The sequence below is a fragment of the Magnetococcus sp. PR-3 genome (assembly GCF_036689865.1).
In the GTDB taxonomy this organism is placed as follows: Bacteria; Pseudomonadota; Magnetococcia; order Magnetococcales; family Magnetococcaceae; genus Magnetococcus.
In genome coordinates this window covers 92,962-114,169 of the sequence record NZ_JBAHUQ010000011.1, presented here as the reverse complement: position 1 = coordinate 114,169, position 21,208 = coordinate 92,962, and the positions used below count along the sequence as shown (strand labels likewise).

Below are 21,208 nucleotides of genomic sequence, written 5' to 3'. Positions count from 1 at the left end.
TTCTTATGTGCATTTTGGAACACCCCCTCCACAGCCCATCACCACAGCAGATAAACAGCCTATCTACCTGATATACATAGGAACCCATCCAATCTGCAACTTTGGCCCAATCCTTGACTAGTATAAGGGTAAGACTCATGGCTTTTTTCACCATCTCGCCATGCAAGGCAAAGTGGAGTAGGCACCATGGAACGTGAACAAAAAATCCGAGTGATGGTAATCGATAGCGACATCGGCTACCTGAGCCTGATTCGGTTGATCCTCCAAGCAGGCGGCCAAACCGAATCCCGATTGGTCCAAAATGGATCAGATGTCCTGGCCACCTATGAGGGTTTTCAGCCTCAGCTTATTGTCATGGATACCGCCATGCCTGGTATGTCTGGCAGTCACACGCTACGTGAGATCCTGCAGCGCGATGCAGATATTCCCATTTTAATTTTCTCTGCGCTGCCTGAAGCACATATAGGCGATGAAATTCCTTACCGGCCATCGATGCACTATATCAACAAATCCAGCGCCATCCCCCACATGCGGAAGGCGATTTTAACCCAGTTAGAACAATTAAACCGGCCATGATCATGGAACACCCCGCCTCATAGATCATGTTAAGGATTCAAACGTAGAGGAGAAATAAGATGAAGATGAAGCAACTGGCAGATAGTGTAGAACCTGCTCGGCATTACCCCAACCAGCGCCGAGGAGAACGTCGCCAAGGCCAATGTCGCCGTATTGGTATGATCCAGTGGCTATTCGGTGTTGGCTACACCAACGATCAAGCCACCCGTGGTAGAGGCCGTCGCATCAAAGAGCGACGTCAGGTAAACATGCAGTTTGCCTATCAGAGCTCTAGCATCTGATCAGGTAAAGATTTAGGGAGCAGGGACATGACCATACAAAGCGATGATAAATCACGCGTATTGATCGTTGACGATGATCGTATGAACATCAATATTTTAAATGACATCCTTAAACAGGATTACAAAGTCAAAGTCGCGATGGATGGTGAGCAAGCCCTTGAGCGCGCTCTGAGCGATCCACAACCTGATCTTATTTTACTGGATATTGTTATGCCCGGTATGGATGGGTTTGAGGCTTGTAAAAGACTACAACTCGACCCTAGAACAGTCGAGATCCCTATTATTTTTATCACCGCAAAAAATTCGGAGAAGGATGAAATCAAGGGGCTTGAGCTTGGAGGGGTCGACTTTATCCCTAAACCAATCCGCCCTGAAATAGTACGGGCACGGGTGCGTACACACCTACTTCAAATGCAGCAAAAACGCGAACTGAAAGCGATGAATGAGCGTATCTTAGCCCTCTCGGTTACCGATGCTCTCACCGATATTCCCAACCGACGCCATTTTGATGATTTTTTCCAACAAGAGTGGATTCGCTCCTGTCGTTCCCAAACCCCTTTGGGATTGCTGATGATGGATATCGACTACTTTAAACGCTACAACGACCACTATGGGCACGATGGTGGTGATCAATGTCTCAAGCAGGTCGCCCAACTGCTGGCCTCCAATGTGCGTCGGCCACCTGATCTGGTCGCCCGCTATGGTGGTGAAGAGTTTGCCTGTGTGCTACCAGATACCGATCTGGCGGGGGTACGTATAATTGGTCACACCCTACTCAAGGCCATTCAAGATATGGCCATACCCCACACCCAATCTGAGGTTGCCCCCATGGTAACCATGAGTATAGGGGGGACCGCCTTGGTACCCACAAAGGATAAAGCGGCTGTTGAAATGCTTAGAGTGGCCGATGGACTACTCTACACCTCCAAACATGATGGTCGTAACCGTTTGACGGTACAGTCGGCGTATTCATGAAGACCACTTTGATCAACCGTTTTTTAAAGGACAGGGTCATGCCAAGCATGCCTCAAACATTGGGTTTAAGAACCGCTGCATGGCTCATTGGGTTTACAGCCCTTTTATACAGCCCAACCAGCTGGGCCATTAATGCGAAGTTATTGCCTGAGGGCATGTTACGGGCACGGGTCTACCAAAACATTGCCCAGGCCAACGATTACTATACCAATGGTACCCATCGTCAATCCCTAGGGCAGGCAGGTTTGGACAAGTTAGCCGCCAACGGGGTAGCCTCTAGCAGCACAAACGTTTATAGCATCGAGAACACAGCACGTTACAAATTATACCGTACCGATGTCATGTTGGATTATGGGGTTAATAAAGATCTGACAATGGGCCTATGGCTCCCTTTTTTAAGCCATGACACCCACCAGTCAACAACCCTTAACCAAGATGCAGGCTGGGGGTTGCTCGGCGCAGCCCAGCAGACGGCCATTACAGGTGCGGTTACCTCTTTAGACAACACAGAACCAGAGCGAGCAGAGCTTGGGGACATTTTTTTAGGCTTTAAACAGCGCATTAAGGGGCAGAACAGCGATCGTTTTCGTTTTGCTCTGGGTGGCGGTATTCGTCTACCCACAGGACATGTCGCCGATCCAACCCATAGTCAGGATGCCTCAACAGGGGATGGTCAGTGGGATTTGGATTTTTGGAGCTGGACGGACTATCAGTTTTCTGAGAATTTTTTTATTAATCTACAAACCCGCCATACCTATGGCTTGCCAAGCTACAAACAGGCCACGTTTCCCAGCGACACGACCCAGTCAGCACGCATGAAGTTTCAACCAGGCCTACTCCACCATATTCAGATCGAGCCTCAGTGGACCGTGGATATGGGAAAATGGAATCTACTCCCCGGCATAATGGTTATCTATGACCATCAATTTGAAGGCAAAACACAATCCTTTGATACCGCCAGTTCAACCTATGGTGGCTCTATGCGCACAGAAGCCCATTCAGACTGGAACCGATTGATGGTTCGCCCCATGTTGGGTTTTCAGCTGTTTAAAATGGGCATTCCAGCCCAGTTCTACCTAAGCTATGGACATACCGTAACCGGCAAAAACACCGCGGCCATAAACACCGCAGAGATACGTCTGGATTGGTTTTTTAAGGGGCTATAAGCATGAAGGGCATTTTTGGGCAGAGATGGGTACAACGCATTGGCAACATAGGAGCTTTACTGCTTCTTTTGTTGATGCCCCCCCATGCCCTGGCACAAAATGCCATCTTGGACCTAGCCACCCCCTTAACCGGCCTTGCAGCCAACCCTTACGCACTGGCATTGGAGGATCAAGGTCGCAATTTAACCATTACAGATGTACAGAGCCAAGCATGGGAAAACCGCTTTAAATCCTTAGCTCACGAAAAAACCAACATGGGGTTTGCCAGCCGTTCAGTCTGGTGGGTGCGGATAGATGCCGTCAACCACTCGGCTCAGCCTGTCACCTGGCTCGTGCGGTCACCTTTTCCACATACCGACCATGCCACCTTTTATGTTTTTCCCAGCAAGGGTGAGCCGGATATTTATGAGTTGGGGGACTCACAACCGTTCTCTAAACGACCGATTCCCGATGAATCTCATATCATATCTGTAGAGACACCAGCCCAGGGTTCAACCCGTATTTATGTACGCCTAGCCTTTAAAGAAGTTGGCATGATTTCCACCCGTTTAGAGCTCTGGTCACCGCAGACTTTTGCAGAACATCGTGACATTAGGGGCATCATGCGGGGCATCTACTTTGGTGGCCTGCTGTTTATGCTTACCTTTAATATATTTGTCTATTTTTCCACACATATGCGGGAATATTTTTGGTATCTGATTTATCTTTTATCTGCGCTGATCAGCGGCATGGCGATGGAGGGGATTGGGCATCGTTATTTCTATCATGACTCACCCTTCTTAACCGACTATCTGCACATTATTCTAGTCCCGGTCGCCCTTATCTCTATGATTCAGTTTGGGCGGGTTTTTTTACGCACCAAGGTACACACACCACGGTGGGATAAACTGCTTAAAGCAGGCATGTTGCTGGCACTGTTCGCACTGCTACTTTTGGCTACGGGCTACAAAGAACAAATGGCCTACTTGGCACGGGCGCTTGCCCCTCTTATTTTCCTGCTTCCCTTTTTGGGCGGGTGGATATGGTACAGAAAAGAGAAGCGAGCCCGCTTTTATACCATTGCCTGGATCTTTGGTATGGTTTTCTTTTCCTTCTCATTCAGCCGGTGGTATGGCCTACACGACTCTCACATTCTCTTTACCTGGGGGGGGCGGATCGGACTATGGGTTGAAGCGGCTATTTTCTCCCTTGCTCTGGCGGACTCCATCAATATTTTGCGTCAGGAAAAAGCCGAAGCACTGGAGCGCGAACAGATCGCGCTACGGGAGACCAAAGAGTATTTAGAACAGAAGGTCAACGAACGTACGCGTGATTTGGAAGAGGCTAAAATTATCGCGGATCAGGCCAATGCTGCTAAAAGTGCTTTTTTGGCGACAATGAGTCATGAAATCCGTACACCGATGAATGGTATTCTGGGCATGGCCCATCTCTCCCTCAACACGGTACTTACGGATCAACAGCGAGACTACATCAACAAAATCCGCTCCTCTACCCGTTATTTGCTAGAAATTGTCAACAACATCCTAGACTTCTCAAAGATTGAAGCCGGAAAACTTGAGATTGAACACACCCCTTTCTCTCTGGATGAAGTGGTGGAGAATCTCTCTAGCCTATTTGCGGCAAAAGCCCGTAGCAGCCACCTGGATTTACAAACCCATATCACCCCCCAAACACCACGCGCTTTGCTGGGAGACCCTCTTCGTCTCAAACAGATTTTGGCCAACTTAATGAGTAATGCCATTAAGTTTACCGATACAGGCTGGGTACGGGTGGAAATAGAAACCATCAAACAGACCAAGACCCAAGCAACTCTGCGCTTTGCCGTGCGTGATAGTGGAATCGGCATGTCAGAAGATCAGCGAGATAATCTTTTTGGGGAGTTTATTCAAGCCGACTCCTCCACCACCCGCAAATATGGAGGAACTGGGCTGGGTCTGTCTATCTGTCAAAGGCTGGTGGAGCAGATGGGCAGTCAAATCCAGGTAGAAAGCAGGGTGGATGAAGGTAGCCTGTTTGCCTTTGAACTGGATTTTCAGATCGTAGAAGGGACCGTAAAAGGTCAACTCGACCGATATCTGGATCTCAACGCCCCCACACCGGATTTTGAACCTGCAAGCCTGCTGTTGGTGGAGGATAACCCAACCAATCAGCAAGTCGCCAAAGAGTTGCTGGAAGTGGTGGGATTAAGCGTAACCATCGTAGATAACGGCATAGCCGCTGTAGATCGTGTGCAAAAAGAGCGTTTTGACTTGATCTTGATGGATATACAGATGCCCCAAATGGATGGGTATCAGGCGACGGCCCTTATCCGCAGTGACAAACGTTTTGCAGATCTACCCATTATTGCCATGACAGCCCACGCCCTGTTCAGTGACCAGGAGCGCTGCTTGGCTGCAGGCATGAACGACCATGTGGGTAAGCCCGTTGAACCACAACATCTCTATCATACCTTGGCACGCTGGCTTCCCATACAACCCAATGGGTCTCACAGCAGCGCTCAGCAGCCTGTCGTCGATACAAGCACTGAGAGTTTACCCGCTGAATTACCCGGTATTGATATGGTTATCGGGTTACACCGGGTACGTCACAACCGTCGGCTTTACCGCAAACTTCTCCAGCAATTTTATCTGGATCACAATCAGGCACTGGCAGAGCTGGAGTCTTTACTCTCAAAGGCGCACCACACTCAGGCTTCAAGAGTGGCTCACCTGCTCAAAGGGTCTGCCGGTAACCTTGGTGCGGAGCCTCTAAGTGAGGCTGCAGCAACATTAGAGCAAACCCTAAAACAGGGTTTGGATCCCCAAACGCCCCTCATGCAGCTTACCCATGCCTTCCAAGAAGTCATGGCAGGATTGGCCAGTATTGACCTCACACCCGAACCCACTCAGGCCTCCGATACAACGGCAGTGGATGACACCATTTTCCAAGCACAGGTGCGGCAACTCGCCCAACTCATTGAAGAGGCCAACCCAGAAGCACTAGAGCTGCTGACACAGCTTCATACAGCCATAGGGGCTGAGCATGAACCTTATTTAAGCCGTATTACCAAACATTTGGAATCGTTCCGCTTTGAAGATGCTCAAAAAACGCTCTCTCAATGGAATCAACACAGAGAAGCTTCCACCAAAGGGGGCGTTCAATGAATATTCTACGCCTATTATCCATACTGCTGATCGGACTTGTTTTCTGGCTACCTGGTCATGGACATACTGCAGAGGATCGCCTACCCCTGACAGAGCCCATCTTTGGGGAAAAAGCAAGCACACTGCCCGCTCAACAGAGATCAGAAATGATCTTGACCTCGGCAGAACAGGCGTGGCTGAACGCTTACCCGACCCTGAAGGTTGCCCATGAACTTGACTGGCCACCCTTGCATGACAGCGCCAACGGTCAATCACAAGGCTTTTCCGTCGACCTTATCCATTTACTGGCCAATAAACTGGGGATCCAGATCGTTTTCATCAACGGACGTACAAGCACTGAGCAAGTACAAATGTTCCGTGAAAAAAAATTAGATATCCTCATGGGTGTTGTTAAAACAGCTGAAAAGGCCCGTTTTATCCGTTTAACCCAACCCTATTTATCCCTCTCCAACCATTTGGTGACGCAGATAAATAGCAAAGATCAAACCCTTCTCCAAATTGCCCAAAAAAGGGGCAAAGTTGCGATGATGATCAAGGATGCCTCCAGTCAGAGCATTCTTCGCAGCTACCCTGATATCCAACCCTATTGGACACAGAGCCCCTTGGAGGCGTTAAAAGCTGTTTCCAACGGGTTGGCCGATGGGCATGTAATCGACCCCGCAACCGGGCACTGGTTGATCCAAAACCATCCATTGACCAACTTGCAGATTAGAGAAGCAATCAAAATTAGCAGCCCGGTTAAATCCATTCATCTGGGTGTTCAACATGATCAACCCCTTTTGCAGACGTTGCTGAACAAAGCCTTAACCGCTCTATCGGATAAAGCCTTTCACACCCTTTTAAACAGATGGGCCCCACACATAAACAAGCCCCATAAAACCAGCCTATTATTGACACAAGAGGAAAAGAAGTTTATCGACGAGCACCCGGTCATTCGGGTGGGGCCTGACCCCCATTTTCCACCCATTGAGTTTTTTAATAAACAGGGACAATACGCAGGCTTAACTGCGGACATTCTCCATGTACTGACTCAACGCACTGGGTTGCACTTTGAAGCCAAGCAGTATGCCAACTGGCCAGAGGTGGTGACGGCCATCAAACATGGCGAGATTGATATGATGGGCGCCAATGTGGAGGATGATGAAAACCGTGCCTATTTAAATTTTGGGGATACCTATTTTGATTTTCCCATGGTGCTGCTAACCCGCAAGGAACAGCAAGACTATCTGGATCTAAAAAAACTGGCTGGCCAAACGATTGCGGTAACGAAAGGCTACCCTGAAGCAGGGTACCTGCAAGAAAAACATCCTGAAATCACCTTACAAACCGTAGAAAACATTCCACAGGGCCTTCGAAAATTGGCGTTTGGGGAGATTGATATCTTTGCGGTCTATTTACCTGTGGCCTCTTACTATTTAGAGCAGGAGGGGCACGCCAACCTTAAAATTTCCGGTGAATTCCACTGGCCTTTCCCTGGTACATTTGCCATTCGTAAGGATTGGCCCCTGCTTAGGAATATTCTTAATAAAGGGCTTGCTTCACTCAGCGTGGAAGAACGGAAAACCATCCTACGCCGTTGGATCTCCCTGGAGCAGGCACCGCAAACCCCATCCACTAAAAAGTGGGCCTCATTAAGCCAAGAGCAGCGGAGCCTCCTACAAGAACAGCCTCAATTCACCATCCTCAACCATCCCGACCTTCCACCCTACACCTTTTTTGAGGATGGCAAAGCCCAGGGCTATTTTATAGATCTACTGAACTTAATGTTTGAAGATCTGGATGTGCAGCTGATCCATAAGGAACGACATGGTGGAACCCCTACCTATGCCAAAATGCTTAATCAAGGCCAGGGAGATCTCTTAACTTCCTTGCTGATGCTACCTTCACGAAAAAAACTTTTACAGTTTTCAGACCCCATTGTGCGGGTTAATTATCCCGCCATCATTACTCAAACCCAAAGCTTACCTCTACCCGATTTAGCCTCTCTTCGTGGCAAACGCATTGCTTTAGTCAAAGCCCATCCTTGGCACCAAGCCATGGTTAAAAGTGACATTGACCATATCCCTTACTATGTAGACTCGCTACCCAAGGCTCTTGAAGCCGTGTCATATGGTCATGCAGATGCTGCACTTGTGAGTGGTGTACTGGCAACTTGGGCAGCTAGAAAACTTAATCTGGTCAATATTAAACCAAGTGGCGCAGCCCGTTTTCCCAACATGGAAAACCGCTATGCAGCCTTTGCCGTTGCCAAAAACCGTCCTGTTTTAAATGGGTTATTAAATCGCTTATATACACAGGTAAAACCAGAAAAACTGGAGCAACTGCGTAAAAAATGGCTCTACCCCAACCTGACATCACAACAACCACAGCTTGAGTTAAGTGATGGAGAAAAAAAATGGCGCCGTGAGCATTTGGAGTTATTCAGCCATCTGAGCTACTGTGTCGACCCCAATTGGATGCCTTTTGAGCGTATTAATGATGAAGGGCGCCATGAAGGCATGATCGCCGATCTTATTCTACAGCTTGGTAACCGCATAGGCATGCCTATGCAACTGGTACCGACGCAGAGCTGGAGCCAATCTCTCGCGTATGTCAAACAGGGGCGCTGCCAGTTATTGGCTGCCGCGGCAGAAACCGCCCCAAGGCGTGCCCACCTGCTCTTTACACATCCTCACGGGCACTACCCACTGGTGGTCGCTGTTCGTAATGAAGAGCTGTTTATCGAAAACTTAGCCGCCATTAAAGATAAAACCCTAGGGGTGGTCAGGGACTATGCCCACATTGATCTGATCCGCGCCAAATATCCCAACCTGGCCATTGTAGAGGTTGAAAGCGTGGCCGACGGCCTGACCCGTGCTCGGGGTGGTCAAATTTTTGGGTTTGTGGATACAGCCCCTACCATTGGTTATCAAATGCGTCGGCAAGGGATCACCCAATTAAAAATTGGCGGTAAATTGGATATTCCCCTAGAGCTCTCGGTTGCCATGAGTAAGCAAGCTCCTCCAGAACTTCTTTCAACCCTGAATAAAGCCTTAACAAGCTTTTCTCAGGAGGAGCGACAACTCTTAGCAGACAAATGGTTTGCCATTAAATTTGAGAAAATTTTTGACTACACCCGTTTCTGGCAACTGTTGGTTGTTCTGGGATTAATCATACTCATTGTCGCCTATTGGAACCGCAAGCTGGCGGGGCTCAACCGGGCAATCCGTGCCAATGAAGCGGCCTTGATGGAGAGTGAAGCCAAATTCCGCCATTTGGTAGAGTCCTCCCAGACCGTACCTTTTAGTTTTGATCTGGCCACCAACCGATATACCTATATGGGAACTCAGGTTGAACGGTGGCTTGGCTACCCCTGTAGCAGTTGGACCAACATGGATGCCTGGGCCAGCCGGATCCACCCAGAAGATCGAGATCGAACCCTATCCACCTGCACCCAGGATACAGCCCAAGGTAAAGATCATATCCTGGAATTTCGTATGTATACCGCGGATGGTGAAACGGTATGGGTGCGGGAGTTTATTTCCGTCACTAAACAAGATGAAAAGCCAGTATCTTTACATGGTTTTATGTTTGATATAACCGAACAAATGCAGCGCCAACAGGAGTTAAAGCTGGCTCGGGATTTGGCTGAAGTTGCCAACCAGGCAAAAAGTGAATTTTTAGCCAATATGAGCCATGAAATCCGTACCCCTCTTAATCCCATCATTGGCCTTACCCATTTAGCCTTACGGGCAGACCCCAACAATCAAGTGCGAGATTATTTAAATAAAATCAACACCTCATCTCGACTCTTGCTGAGCCTTATTAACGATATTCTTGATTTTTCAAAAATTGAAGCAGGCAAACTACAGACTGAGAGTGTCCCCTTTGCTTTAAACGGTGTACTGGAGAATTTGCGTAGCCTGTATGGGGTAAAAGCCCATGAGAAACAACTGAATTTTGACATCCAGGTCGAGCCTGAAATCCCCTCTCACCTTGTGGGGGACGCCCTGCGCTTGGAACAAGTTTTGGGCAACTTGATCAGTAACGCCATCAAATTTACGGAATCCGGTGTGGTCAAGGTGGTGGTGGCATGTGACCAATCTAAAAATGATTTGTTACAGCTAACATTTTCTGTGCACGACACCGGAATTGGTATGGATAAAGTGCAGCAGCAGGAGGTGTTTCAGGCATTTAACCAGGCTGATGGGTCCACCACCCGGAAGTATGGGGGCACCGGCCTGGGGCTGGCCATTTGTCAACGCTTGGTCGCTGTAATGGGGGGACAAATTAGTCTAGAAAGCTGGCCAGAGTTGGGTAGCCGTTTCTTCTTTACGCTCCATTTTAAGATCGCAACAGAGGCGCAGGTAAAAAGCTTGAGGAGTGGTCTTATCGATCGACGAACCATACCTCGCTTTGATGGGCAGCATATTCTGTTGGTTGAAGATAACCGTACCAACCAACTGGTTGCTCGTGAACTGTTAACCTCTGTTGGGTTAACCGTGACCCTTGCTGAGGATGGCGCGCAAGCCCTCACAATCTTAGAGACAGAGTCTTTTGATTTGGTATTGATGGATATTCAAATGCCCGTGATGGATGGTCACCAAGCCACCTTATTAATCCGGCAAGATCCGCAGTTTGCCCAACTGCCCATCATTGCCATGACAGCCCATGCTTTGGCAGGAGACCGAGAAAAATGCTTAGAAGTCGGCATGAACGACCACGTCTCCAAACCCATTGATCCCGAACAGCTTTACCATACCCTGAGCCACTGGCTAGCACATCCAGCTACCCTTAACCAACCCCTTACATTCCATTCAAAGGATTCATCAACACCACAAACCTCATTACCCTGGCCCACCATTGAAGGGGTGAATTGGCAGATGGGGTTGGAGCGAGTTCGGGGTAATAAGCCGCTCTATTTAAAACTGCTAAGCGCCTTTCATGAAGATCATCATCCTGCCATACAGCGGGCCTTGGATCTGTTTAAGGAGGGCGATTTGGAAACCCTACAACAATTGGCGCACACCCTTAAAGGTGCAGCGGCAAACCTTGGGGCAAACCGTCTTGCCCAAATGGCAGAAGCTGTGGAGTTATCACCCCAATATACGGATATTCAGCAAATGTCGCTGAGACTGGAAGAGCTCATGGCTGGATTAGAAGTGATCTTAGCCACCGAAAAGAGGCCACAGCCTATTCAGGTAAACCAGAGTGATCCTGACCGAGCAGCCCTGGTGATATCCAAAATGCGACATGCTTTAAAAGATGCCTCACCAGAAGCATCTGATCTGCTGCCCCATCTACAACAGCACTTAGATCAAACATATACCCCTTTAATCGAACAACTCAGCCAACAGCTCGCCCTGTATGAGTTTGAGCAGGCTCTTATTATTTTGGAACACATTTTCGATTCCACCCATAAAGAGAACCCAGCCATACCCACCACCCACAACCCTGAACGTGCGAAGTAGGCTATGATGAACCCAACTATTTCATATCAAAGATTTAGAACCACCCTACTCTGTTTATGGGTGCTTATATTTTCATGTATTTCAACTGCTCAGGCAGAGCCCCAGCCACTCGATCTGAGTTTATCTTTGCAGGGGCAAGATCTCTATACCCATATGCTTTTGCTGAAAGACCAGGATCATCAGGTTACCATTGAGACCCTGTATGCGGGAGAGTGGCAAAATCAGTTTAAACCGTTGCTCGAAAAAAACACCACCATGGGTTTTTCTAAAGCCTCTTGGTGGATACAACTACGTGTAAAAAACCCAACTGAGAACGCCATTTCCTGGTTGTTGCATGCCCCCTATAATCACACCGATCATCTCGACGTTTACCAACAGACCGTATCGGGGCAGATCACAGGTTTACAACTTGGGGATCTACGTCCTTTTTCTAACCGTCCCATTGCTGCAGAATCCTATGTGGTTCCAATCACCACCCCAGCACACGGTGACCAGCTGCTCTATTTACGTATGCAGCATGTCGATGGGGGTATGATTGACGCCCAACTCCGTGCCTGGTCCATACAGAGCTATTATGAAGCCAATGAAGAACACGGCCTGTTAAAGGGATTTTTCTTTGGTGGCTTGATCTTTATGGCTGTGTATAACCTGTTTATCTTTTTTGCCACACGTCTAACTGAGTATTTATGGTATGTGGCCTATGTGGTGACACTTCTGATCTCCAGCTTAATCATGATGGGGATCGGGCATCGTTATCTCTATAACGACTCCCCATTTTTAACCAATAGTTTAACCGTGATAAGCATGAGCATTATGTTCATGTCCATCATCCAATTTAGTCGGAGTTTTCTTAATACCTCTCAACACCTACCCCGGGCAGATTGGCTTTTAAAAGCCGCGATGATCTACACCTTTGCCGCACCGTGCATTATGCTTTTAGGCAATAAGATTCTCGCCATTAAGCTGCTTCTTAGTATGGGTGTTTTTATCATTATTCTACCCTTTATCGGCATGTGGGTTTGGCGCCAAGGTAAACGCCGTGCTCGGTTTTATACGGTCGCCTGGGTTATCGCTGCCTTTTGCTACTCTCCCACATTAATGTGGTGGTTAGGTATTTCAGAGTCCATGCTGCTTTCAACCTGGGCAGGGCGTATCGGTTTATGGTTTGAAGCGGCTTTTTTCTCTTTGGCCCTGGCAGACCACATCAACCTACTACGGCAACAACAGGAACAGGCCATACACAGGGAGCAGCAAAGCTTAAAGCAAAGCAAGAGTAAGCTTAAAGATGAAGTGATGGCACGTACGCAAGATCTACAACACGCCAAACAGATTGCCGACCAAGCCAACGACGCTAAAAGCCGCTTTATTGCCACCATGAGCCACGAAATTCGAACCCCCATCAATGGTATTATGGGGATGTCACACCTCATTCAAAAAACCCAGCTCAACCCACAACAAAAAGAGTATGTTGCCAACATTCACACCTCTACGAACTACCTTCTTGAAATTGTAAATAATGTTCTGGATTTCTCAAAAATTGAAGCTGGCAAGCTAGAGATTGAATCGGTCCCTTTTAGCCTGCATGCAGTGATGCATGAGCTCGCCACCTTTTTTGCTGAAAAAGCTCAAGCTAAACAGTTGAGCTATCGTATGAACGTACCCCACACACTCCCTCAAAAACTAATGGGAGACCCGCTACGCCTGAAGCAGATACTGATTAACCTGATCGGAAATGCCATTAAGTTTACCGAAACAGGCTGGGTGCGGATCGAGGTTCAGCTGCACGATCAAACAGACAGCCAGGTTACTCTACGTTTTTTGGTACGCGACAGCGGGATCGGTATTGAACCACAAAAAGTCGGAGAACTGTTTGAGGCCTTCTCTCAAGCCGATGCCTCCACCTCACGCAAGTATGGGGGCAGTGGCTTAGGGCTCTCCATCTGCCAACGTTTGGTCGCCCAAATGGGGGGGCAAATCTCTGTGACCAGTACCCTGGGCAAAGGGACTGAGTTTGACTGCACACTCAGTTTTAGACCCTTGTCGCCCGCCTTGGAGGTCCAAGCTTCCCTTAAAGAGACGGTATGGACCCCTGCGCCCTTACCCTCTGCACACATTTTATTGGTTGAGGACAACCCCATTAATCAACAGGTGGCTGTGGAATTATTGGAGCAGGCTGAGCTAAACGTAACCGTGGCAAGTCATGGTCAGGCGGCATTGGATCTACTGGCCCAAAGCCACTTTGATTTGGTGTTAATGGATATTCAAATGCCGGTTATGGATGGTTATCAAACCACACGTCATATCCGAGCTTTAGAACACCTCTCCAACCTCCCCATTATCGCCATGACGGCCCATGCGATGGCTGGTGATCAAGAGCGCTGCTTAGCCGAAGGCATGAATGACCATATTCCCAAACCGGTTGAGCCCCAACGACTCTACCAAACCATTGGCCGTTGGCTACAACATCCCCCCTCGCCTGCCATGGAGGGCTCCGCCTCGCCTTTAGAGAACAGCACAGACCTATTCCCAGGTATTAATCATACAGCTGGTCTCTCACGCATTCGGGGGAACCATGCACTTTACCACAAGCTTTTAGTTGAATTTTATACGGATCATCAAGGAGATATGATAAAACTGCAAAAATACAATCAACAGGGGGATCAGGCATCTTTACGTAAATTGGCTCACGCCCTTAAGGGAACCGCCGCCAACCTTGGGGCTGAAACGTTATCCAGGGCAGCAGCCATGGTTGAACAAAAACCAGAGGCCTCAACCCTGGCACGACTGGCAGAGGCTCATACCTGTGTTATGCAGGGCTTAAAAGGTATCACCACAGAGCGCTTTGACCCCACCTTGGCTGAGCCTTTTACCTCAACTCAGCTACAAAGCGCCATCACCAAGCTGATGAGACTGATCAGGGAGGCCTCACCAAAGGCCATGGATCAACTGCCTCCCCTTCTACAAATGGTTGGTACACCTCACCAGGAGAGTATGGAACAACTGTGTGAACAGGTGGACGCATATGATTTTGAACAGGCACGACAAACCTTAAACCAGCTGGCACAATCCATCGGCATACAAGTTGGAAGTGAACCATGAGTGATATGCAATCGGTCATAATGGTTGTTGATGATGAACGACTGAACATTAACGTTTTGAACGACATTCTTAAACAGGAACACCGGGTGAAGGTTGCCTTAAGTGGTCAACAGGCATTGGAACGTGCCAAGACCATACCTAAGCCGGATATGATTCTACTAGATATTCAAATGCCAGAGATGGATGGATATGAGGTTTGCCGCCATCTGAAAAGCGACCTTGAAACCCAAGATATTCCGATTATTTTCATCACGACCTTAACCCAGGAAGAGGATGAAAAGCGGGGGCTGGCTTTGGGGGCTGTCGACTACATTACTAAACCTGTGAACCCTTCCATCACCCTAGCTAGGGTTAACACCCACCTGGGTTTAAAACATGCCCGAGAGAGCTTGGCAGAACGTAATGCTGAACTAGAAAAAATGTTGGATATGCGAGAGAGCATTGACCGTATTACCCGACACGATCTTAAAACCCCTCTTCATGGTATTTTAGGGGTAACCGATTATCTTCTGGATGAACCAAGCATCTGTGACGATGATAAAGAGATGATACGCTTGCAAGAGCGGGCTGGTTATAAAATGTTGGAGATGATTAACCGCTCTTTAGACATGCTGCAAATGGAACAGGGAAACTATCGGTTAAAGCCAGAACCGGTCAATGTGGTACGGATTATCGAACGGATACTTGATGAACTGCAACAAACTTCAGCCTCTCTTGTTGTACAAGGGGTTGAACAGGCCCCTTACCCTCTTTTTCACATTATTGGAGAAGAGTTACTCTTCTATTCCATGTTGGCAAACCTGATCAAAAATGCGCACGAGGCCCAACCAGATGGAGAGATCGTGACCCTTATCCTCGCCATGGAGCCTGAGCCGACGATTCGGATACATAACCCCGCCGTTGTTCCAGCGGCTATTCAGGCCCGTTTTTTTGATAAGTACGTAAGCATGGGTAAATCTGAAGGCACCGGTTTAGGAACCTACTCGGCGAAGCTAATTGCCCAAACTCTGGGTGGTCAGATCCACATGCACTCCTCTGAAAAAGAGGGGACTACCATTACCTTACGGTTTTCTGATCAACAAAAGCCTCACGCACAGAGAGAGGAATTTGGTGATGCAGGCTAACCAGCTCCTTAGAAGCTTTATCCCCTATTTTATAGGGGCGCTTCTCATCACCACTTCGGTACAAGCTGAACAGACGGCTTGGCTGGAGGGGAAGCATCTCTTTGATGCTGGAGAGGTCGAAAAAGCTTTTTTGGTGCTCGAACCGCTTGAGCCTGAATGGGGCGGCGTTCTAGCTTACGACCTGCTCCTTGGCCGTGTACTCATGCGCATGCACAAGTGGGAACGCGCCAGTTTTGCGATGGAGCGGGTTTTAATTGCCGATCCTAACCATGGTGAAGCCCTAGCAGCTACCCAGACAATCCAAAAAAAGATGGCTGAAAGTGCATTACGTGGCGAGAATGCTATCGCCCAAACCCGCTTAAAAGGGTTTGTACGGTTGGGCATGGGCTATGATGGTAACGTTAGCCAAGGTCCAGATGCACACAGTATGCTTTTTCCCACCATTGATCATTTAGGATCCTTTGATCTAGACAGCCTAAGCCGTGAAAGTGATCCCTTCACCTTAATGGGCATGGTGGTTGGTTTATCCCATGATCTACCCGGTCCATGGCAGATCATCGGCAGTGCGGAACTGGATATCAAACGACAGCTGGACCGAGATGATTTAAGGGAAGCTACGGGCACACTAAGGGTGGGTGTTCTGCATAACCTAAAGCGCGATCAAGTGGGGTTTGTGGGGCTTGCCAACCTATGGCGCCTGGGTGGTGAGAACTACCGGTCTAGCTATGGGGGCATCGCCTCGTATCGCTACCGACCAAAGCCTCAACGATCCATAACCTTGAGCTACCAGGTTCTACGCCACGATCACCCCAACGACCCTGATCTTAATGGGGTGGATCAACAGCTGACGGTACAACACCATCACCAGCAGCCAGGTATACGCCCGAGCTCTACCAGTATAACGGCCCGTTTACGTAGAAAGCGCGTTGTTGGGGTGGATCTTGATGTCACCACCACCAATGCTTACCTAGCCTATGATGGTGCAGGTGTAACACTGGAAAGAACACACCCCCTAGACGACACCCTGACTGTGCAGGGGAGCCTGGGCTATGAATACCGCTGGCATCATGAAATGATGCCGCTCTATTATGATGATCAACGAGACAGCCAGATCAACTTTTCCCTCGCTCTGGGCTGGCGGGCCAAACCAGACTGGGAGCTCTTTTTAGCTGGGCAGTATACCAAAAACACCTCCAATCAAGATGTGTTTGACTATGATCGGATGGTCCTTTCCATCCTCAGCCGCTGGTACTTTGACCATGAAATGCCCTGACCTCAGATCGTTAATCGTCATTACCATCTTACTGCTGCTTCCCACTCTGGTCCATGCCGCCGAGGAAGCTGCCCAGGTGCTCATCAGTCGCGGTCAGGTTGTTGCCATGGTTAGCAACGGCAAACCACGTCCCTTGGAGCGTGGCTCTAAATTAACAAGTGGAGAAACCATTGTGACGGGCAAAAAAGCTCGGGCACAGATCCGCTTTAGTGATGGCACCCTCATTACTTTAGAGCCTGACACCCGCTTTGCCATTGATCACTATCTATTTGGCCGCAGCCGCAGCAAAGACCAAGTGTTCTTAAAGCTTCTTAAGGGAGGAGTAAGGGTTTTGACGGGAGAGATCCCTAAACATCGTGCCGAGCGGTTCAAGCTGGAGACAACGCTGGCAATCTTAGGGGTGCGAGGTACGGACTTTGCGGCCCGCTTGAATAAAAAACTGGATGTCAGCGTGCTCTCAGGTCTTGTTTCCGTGACCAACCAGGCAGGTAGTTTACTTCTGCGGGCCGGACAGAATGCCACGGTTGTCGGGGCGAATCTTTTGCCACGCTTAAGCGATCAGATACTGCAGCCGGATAAAGCACGCGGCTTTAGTGACCAAGTGGAACTGTTTCGTCATGGTATTCATGAACAGAAAGATGAAATGAATACCAAAATCAGTGACTCCATAAAAACCCCATCGGATGTTCAAGACCTGGATCCTTCTATCCTCAAACTGTTTGGTCCTGACGTCGGGCCCGGTGGCGGTGATGACGGCGGCGGCGGCGGTGGCGGTGGTGGTGGCGGCGGTGGCGGTGGTGGTGGCGGCGGTGGTTAAATACTTACAATGAAACGTCCATACACACATATGGCTGTTGGGCTACGCCTGCTGATTGTAGGGATCGTATTGCTACTGGGTCTGTTTCTGGATTTGTCTCCCATACAGAGCCTACAGCTATTCAGTATGGACCGCATGCAACAACTGTTTCCACGTCCTGCTGTCCCCCAGCTGCCCATACGTATTGTGGCCATTGACGAAGCAAGCCTGAATACCTATGGACAGTGGCCCTGGTCTCGTAAAACCTTGGCAACATTGGTTTCCCAACTTCATCAAATGGGCGCTAAAGGCGTTGTATTTGACATGGTACTGGCCGAACCGGATCGCACCTCACCCGAGCAGTTGATGGGCCAGTGGAGCGATCATCACGACATGCTGCAGGCCCTAAAGCAGTTGCCGACTCACGATGATTTACTGGCAGAACAGATCCAGAAACTACCTGTGGTTTTAGGGCGTATTCCCCACGGAGAAGCAAGCCCCCCCATTCGTAGCAAAGCTCGTTTTCCCCGTATCGGCACCGTTAATATTACACCCTTACCACACATTCCAAGCCTTATCCTCAACCGCCCCATACTGGAAGCAACCGCGCAAGGCACGGGCGTTATTGCGCAACCCAAACTTGCGTCTGATGGCGTACTGCGCCGGGTTAATCTTCTCTTCCGCCAAGGTGAGAACCTACACCCGGCCTTAAGCCTGGAGATGCTGCGTATTTGGGCAGGCCGTGAGAATATTTTACTCCATGGTCATGAAAAGGGGTTAACGCACCTACAGCTGGGTCCACTCTATCTGCCAACGGCAGCCGATGGTTCCGTGTGGCTACACTTTAGGCCTCTGGACCCGAATCGCTATATTTCGGCCCAGCAAGTCCTGCAAAGCGGTATTGATACCAAATTTATCAAAGACCACTGGATTTTTGTTGGGGCAACCGCACCGGGCTTGGCAGACCGTTCCCACACCCCTTTGGGGGAAGTGGTACCTGGGGTGGAGGTTCATGAACAGCTACTGGAACAGATGGTTCTGGAACACAGCTTAACCCGCCCATGGTGGGACAACCTAGCCGTCACAATTATTTTACTCATCTTTGCCATGGGGTTATGGCGCTGGAGCTACCCACACCCTAAAAAAAAGCTGCTGCTGTGGGTTATGCTAGCCCTACTCTTAACCCCAATACTAAGCCTTACTCTTTTTCAGAACAAAGGTTGGATGGTTGACCCCCTCTACCCCATGCTGTGCATGATGCTGCTCACCCTGGTGCATGTGGGGTTTCATCTGTTAAAGCTGGAGCGGCAACGGCGACAGTTGGAGGACCGTAATGTCTTTTGGGCCCATATCAACCATGAAATCCGTACCCCACTAAACCCCATTATTGGCCTTACCCACCTCACCCTTAATACCGATCTGGATGTTCAACAACGGGAATATTTATCCCGTATTGAGGACTCATCCCGTGCTCTTCTGAGCATTATCAATCAATCTCTAGACTTGGCTAAGATGGATGCAGGGCATTTCAGCATTGACCTGGAGCCCTTTTCTATTCAAAGCCTTATGGAGCGCATATCAAGCCTTTACATGGTACGGGCCACTGAAAAAAACTTGCATTTCAACACCCATCTGGATGAGCAGATGCCTGATCTGCTGATGGGTGATCCCTTACGCCTTGAACAGGTGTTGGGTAACTTATTAAGCAACGCCATTAAGTTTACCCATGAGGGGGGCATTCATGTACAGATTGAGCAGGTTTCCACACACCCAGGTGAACAGGTAAGCCTTGAGTTCAAAGTGAAGGATAGTGGTATTGGCCTGACCAAATCCCAGTTAGCCCGTCTGTTTCAGGCTTTTGTTCAAGCAGAAAAAGAGACCAGCCGAAAATATGGGGGTACGGGGTTGGGGTTGACCATCAGTCAGCGGCTGGTTGAGATGATGGGGGGAAAAATTGATGTCGAGAGCCAGCCGAGTCAGGGCACCTGTTTTAGTTTTACCATCGGTTTTCCCCTCCCCTCCATGGATGAGCTGAACCGTTTTGCCGAACCAGAACGCAAACGTCCAACACCCCGATTTAATCAAACCCCAATTTTGGTTGCCGAGGATAACAAAACCAACCGTTTATTGGTGGAGGAGCTACTGCGCAGCGTAGGTGTTCACCCAACCCTGGTTGAAAATGGCCAACAAGCGCTGGATGCCCTACAGCATGGGGATTATCATGCGGTACTTTTGGATGTTCAAATGCCGGTCATGGATGGTCATGAAACCACCCGCTACATTCGCCAGCAAACTAGGTGGAAAAACCTACCCATCATCGCGATGACAGGTCAAGCCATGGCACAAGAGCGGGATATGTGCCTGCTCTCGGGGATGAACGACCACCTAAGTAAGCCTGTCACCCCACATTTGCTCTTTGAAACTCTGGCTAAATGGCTACCTTGCGTGCGAGTGGATGAACCACCGACAACGACCAAGTCAGAAGAACCTTTGGATGCTGATTTACTTGCATTGGAGAGCATCAACCTTCCCATCGCCCTTGCACGGGTACAGGGCAGTCAACTTCGTCTACGTCAACTGTTGCGCATTTTTTATCAGGATCATCATGATGATGCAGCGCGTTTACAGGTGTTGCTGGCGGAACAAGCTTGGCAACAGGCTGAGGCCTTGGTACATAGCCTAAAAGGTACCGCTGCCAACCTTTCAGCCACCGCACTATCACAGGAGTCAGGCCGTTTAGAGGGGCTTTTCAAACAGAACAGGGGCCTGGAGGTCGATCATGCAACCCTGCAGCGTCACCTAAACCAGCTGTGTACACAAATTGAACCCATACTCACCACGCAACCAACCTCACCAGCCCCAACTAAAACAGACCTTGGCACCGTTAAACCGTTGCTGGTTGAGCTACGTAAACTCCTTTTAGAATCTAACCCAGAAGCTGAAAACCTGCTCCCTCCCCTACTTCAAGCATGTGGCAGCCAGCATCAGCCTTTGGTCAAACAGCTCCAGGAGCAGATTGACCTGTTTGAGTTTGAACAGGCACTAGAGCTGTTGGATCAGTTGGAACAGACCTTGTAAACCACCCCCTCAAACCGATTGAAGAGCAACAGCTCACCCATAAGCCCCTGTCCCTTAATACCACTCTGCCAATATTTTAAAAAACCATGTGGCTGTTTAAGAGAGAGCAACCGTTTTTCATACCATCATTCCGTGGCCCGGAGCTGAGAGCCCTGTATCAGCGTGCATAAAAAAACCCACCCGACCTAACCTATGCAATAGCCCCCATGGATACCCGATGGCGAGATCTAATCCTTCAATACCTCAC

The 21,208-nt window shown here is 49.1% G+C and carries 11 protein-coding genes; all 11 read left to right on the top strand.

What is annotated here, in order from left to right; translation table 11 throughout:
* Positions 1–186 precede the first annotated feature (186 nt).
* The 11 genes from V5T57_RS08130 (at position 187) to V5T57_RS08080 (ending at position 20,961) form a co-directional block, all read left to right on the top strand.
* Positions 187–576, top strand: coding sequence for a response regulator (locus V5T57_RS08130; RefSeq protein ID WP_332890692.1), 390 nt, complete (start codon positions 187–189; stop codon positions 574–576).
* Positions 577–635: 59 nt separating this feature from the next.
* The gene (locus V5T57_RS08125) at positions 636–857 is read left to right on the top strand and encodes a hypothetical protein (RefSeq protein WP_332890691.1); all 222 of its coding nucleotides are present in this window, start codon (positions 636–638) and stop codon (positions 855–857) included.
* Between the two features lie 27 nt (positions 858–884).
* Positions 885–1,832, top strand: coding sequence for a diguanylate cyclase domain-containing protein (locus V5T57_RS08120; protein WP_332890690.1), 948 nt, complete (start codon positions 885–887; stop codon positions 1,830–1,832).
* 38 nt (positions 1,833–1,870) lie between these two features.
* Positions 1,871–2,998: a transporter gene (locus V5T57_RS08115; RefSeq protein ID WP_332890689.1), complete on the top strand. Its 1,128-nt coding sequence runs from the start codon at positions 1,871–1,873 to the stop codon at positions 2,996–2,998.
* Between the two features lie 2 nt (positions 2,999–3,000).
* Entirely contained in the window at positions 3,001–6,141 is a 3,141-nt protein-coding gene (locus V5T57_RS08110) for a hybrid sensor histidine kinase/response regulator (protein ID WP_332890688.1), read from the top strand.
* Complete coding sequence (locus V5T57_RS08105) at positions 6,138–11,591, top strand: transporter substrate-binding domain-containing protein (RefSeq protein ID WP_332890687.1); 5,454 nt, start codon at positions 6,138–6,140, stop codon at positions 11,589–11,591. Before V5T57_RS08110 ends, V5T57_RS08105 begins: the two co-directional genes overlap by 4 nt.
* Positions 11,592–11,717: 126 nt before the next feature.
* Positions 11,718–14,690 carry a hybrid sensor histidine kinase/response regulator gene (locus V5T57_RS08100; RefSeq protein ID WP_332890686.1) on the top strand — a complete coding sequence of 991 codons (2,973 nt, stop codon included), beginning with the start codon at positions 11,718–11,720 and terminating at the stop codon, positions 14,688–14,690.
* Positions 14,687–15,814, top strand: a complete 1,128-nt coding sequence (locus V5T57_RS08095; protein ID WP_332890685.1) for a hybrid sensor histidine kinase/response regulator — start codon at positions 14,687–14,689, stop codon at positions 15,812–15,814. The genes V5T57_RS08100 and V5T57_RS08095 overlap by 4 nt, the downstream gene beginning before the upstream one ends.
* Positions 15,804–17,087 (top strand): tetratricopeptide repeat protein, encoded by a 1,284-nt coding sequence (locus V5T57_RS08090; RefSeq protein ID WP_332890684.1) that lies wholly within the window; start codon positions 15,804–15,806, stop codon positions 17,085–17,087. The genes V5T57_RS08095 and V5T57_RS08090 overlap by 11 nt, the downstream gene beginning before the upstream one ends.
* A complete protein-coding gene (locus V5T57_RS08085) occupies positions 17,074–17,904 on the top strand; it encodes a FecR family protein (protein ID WP_332890683.1) in 831 nt (276 codons plus the stop codon). Before V5T57_RS08090 ends, V5T57_RS08085 begins: the two co-directional genes overlap by 14 nt.
* A gap of 9 nt (positions 17,905–17,913) precedes the next feature.
* Positions 17,914–20,961: a CHASE2 domain-containing protein gene (locus tag V5T57_RS08080; RefSeq protein WP_332890682.1), complete on the top strand. Its 3,048-nt coding sequence runs from the start codon at positions 17,914–17,916 to the stop codon at positions 20,959–20,961.
* Positions 20,962–21,208 lie beyond the last annotated feature (247 nt).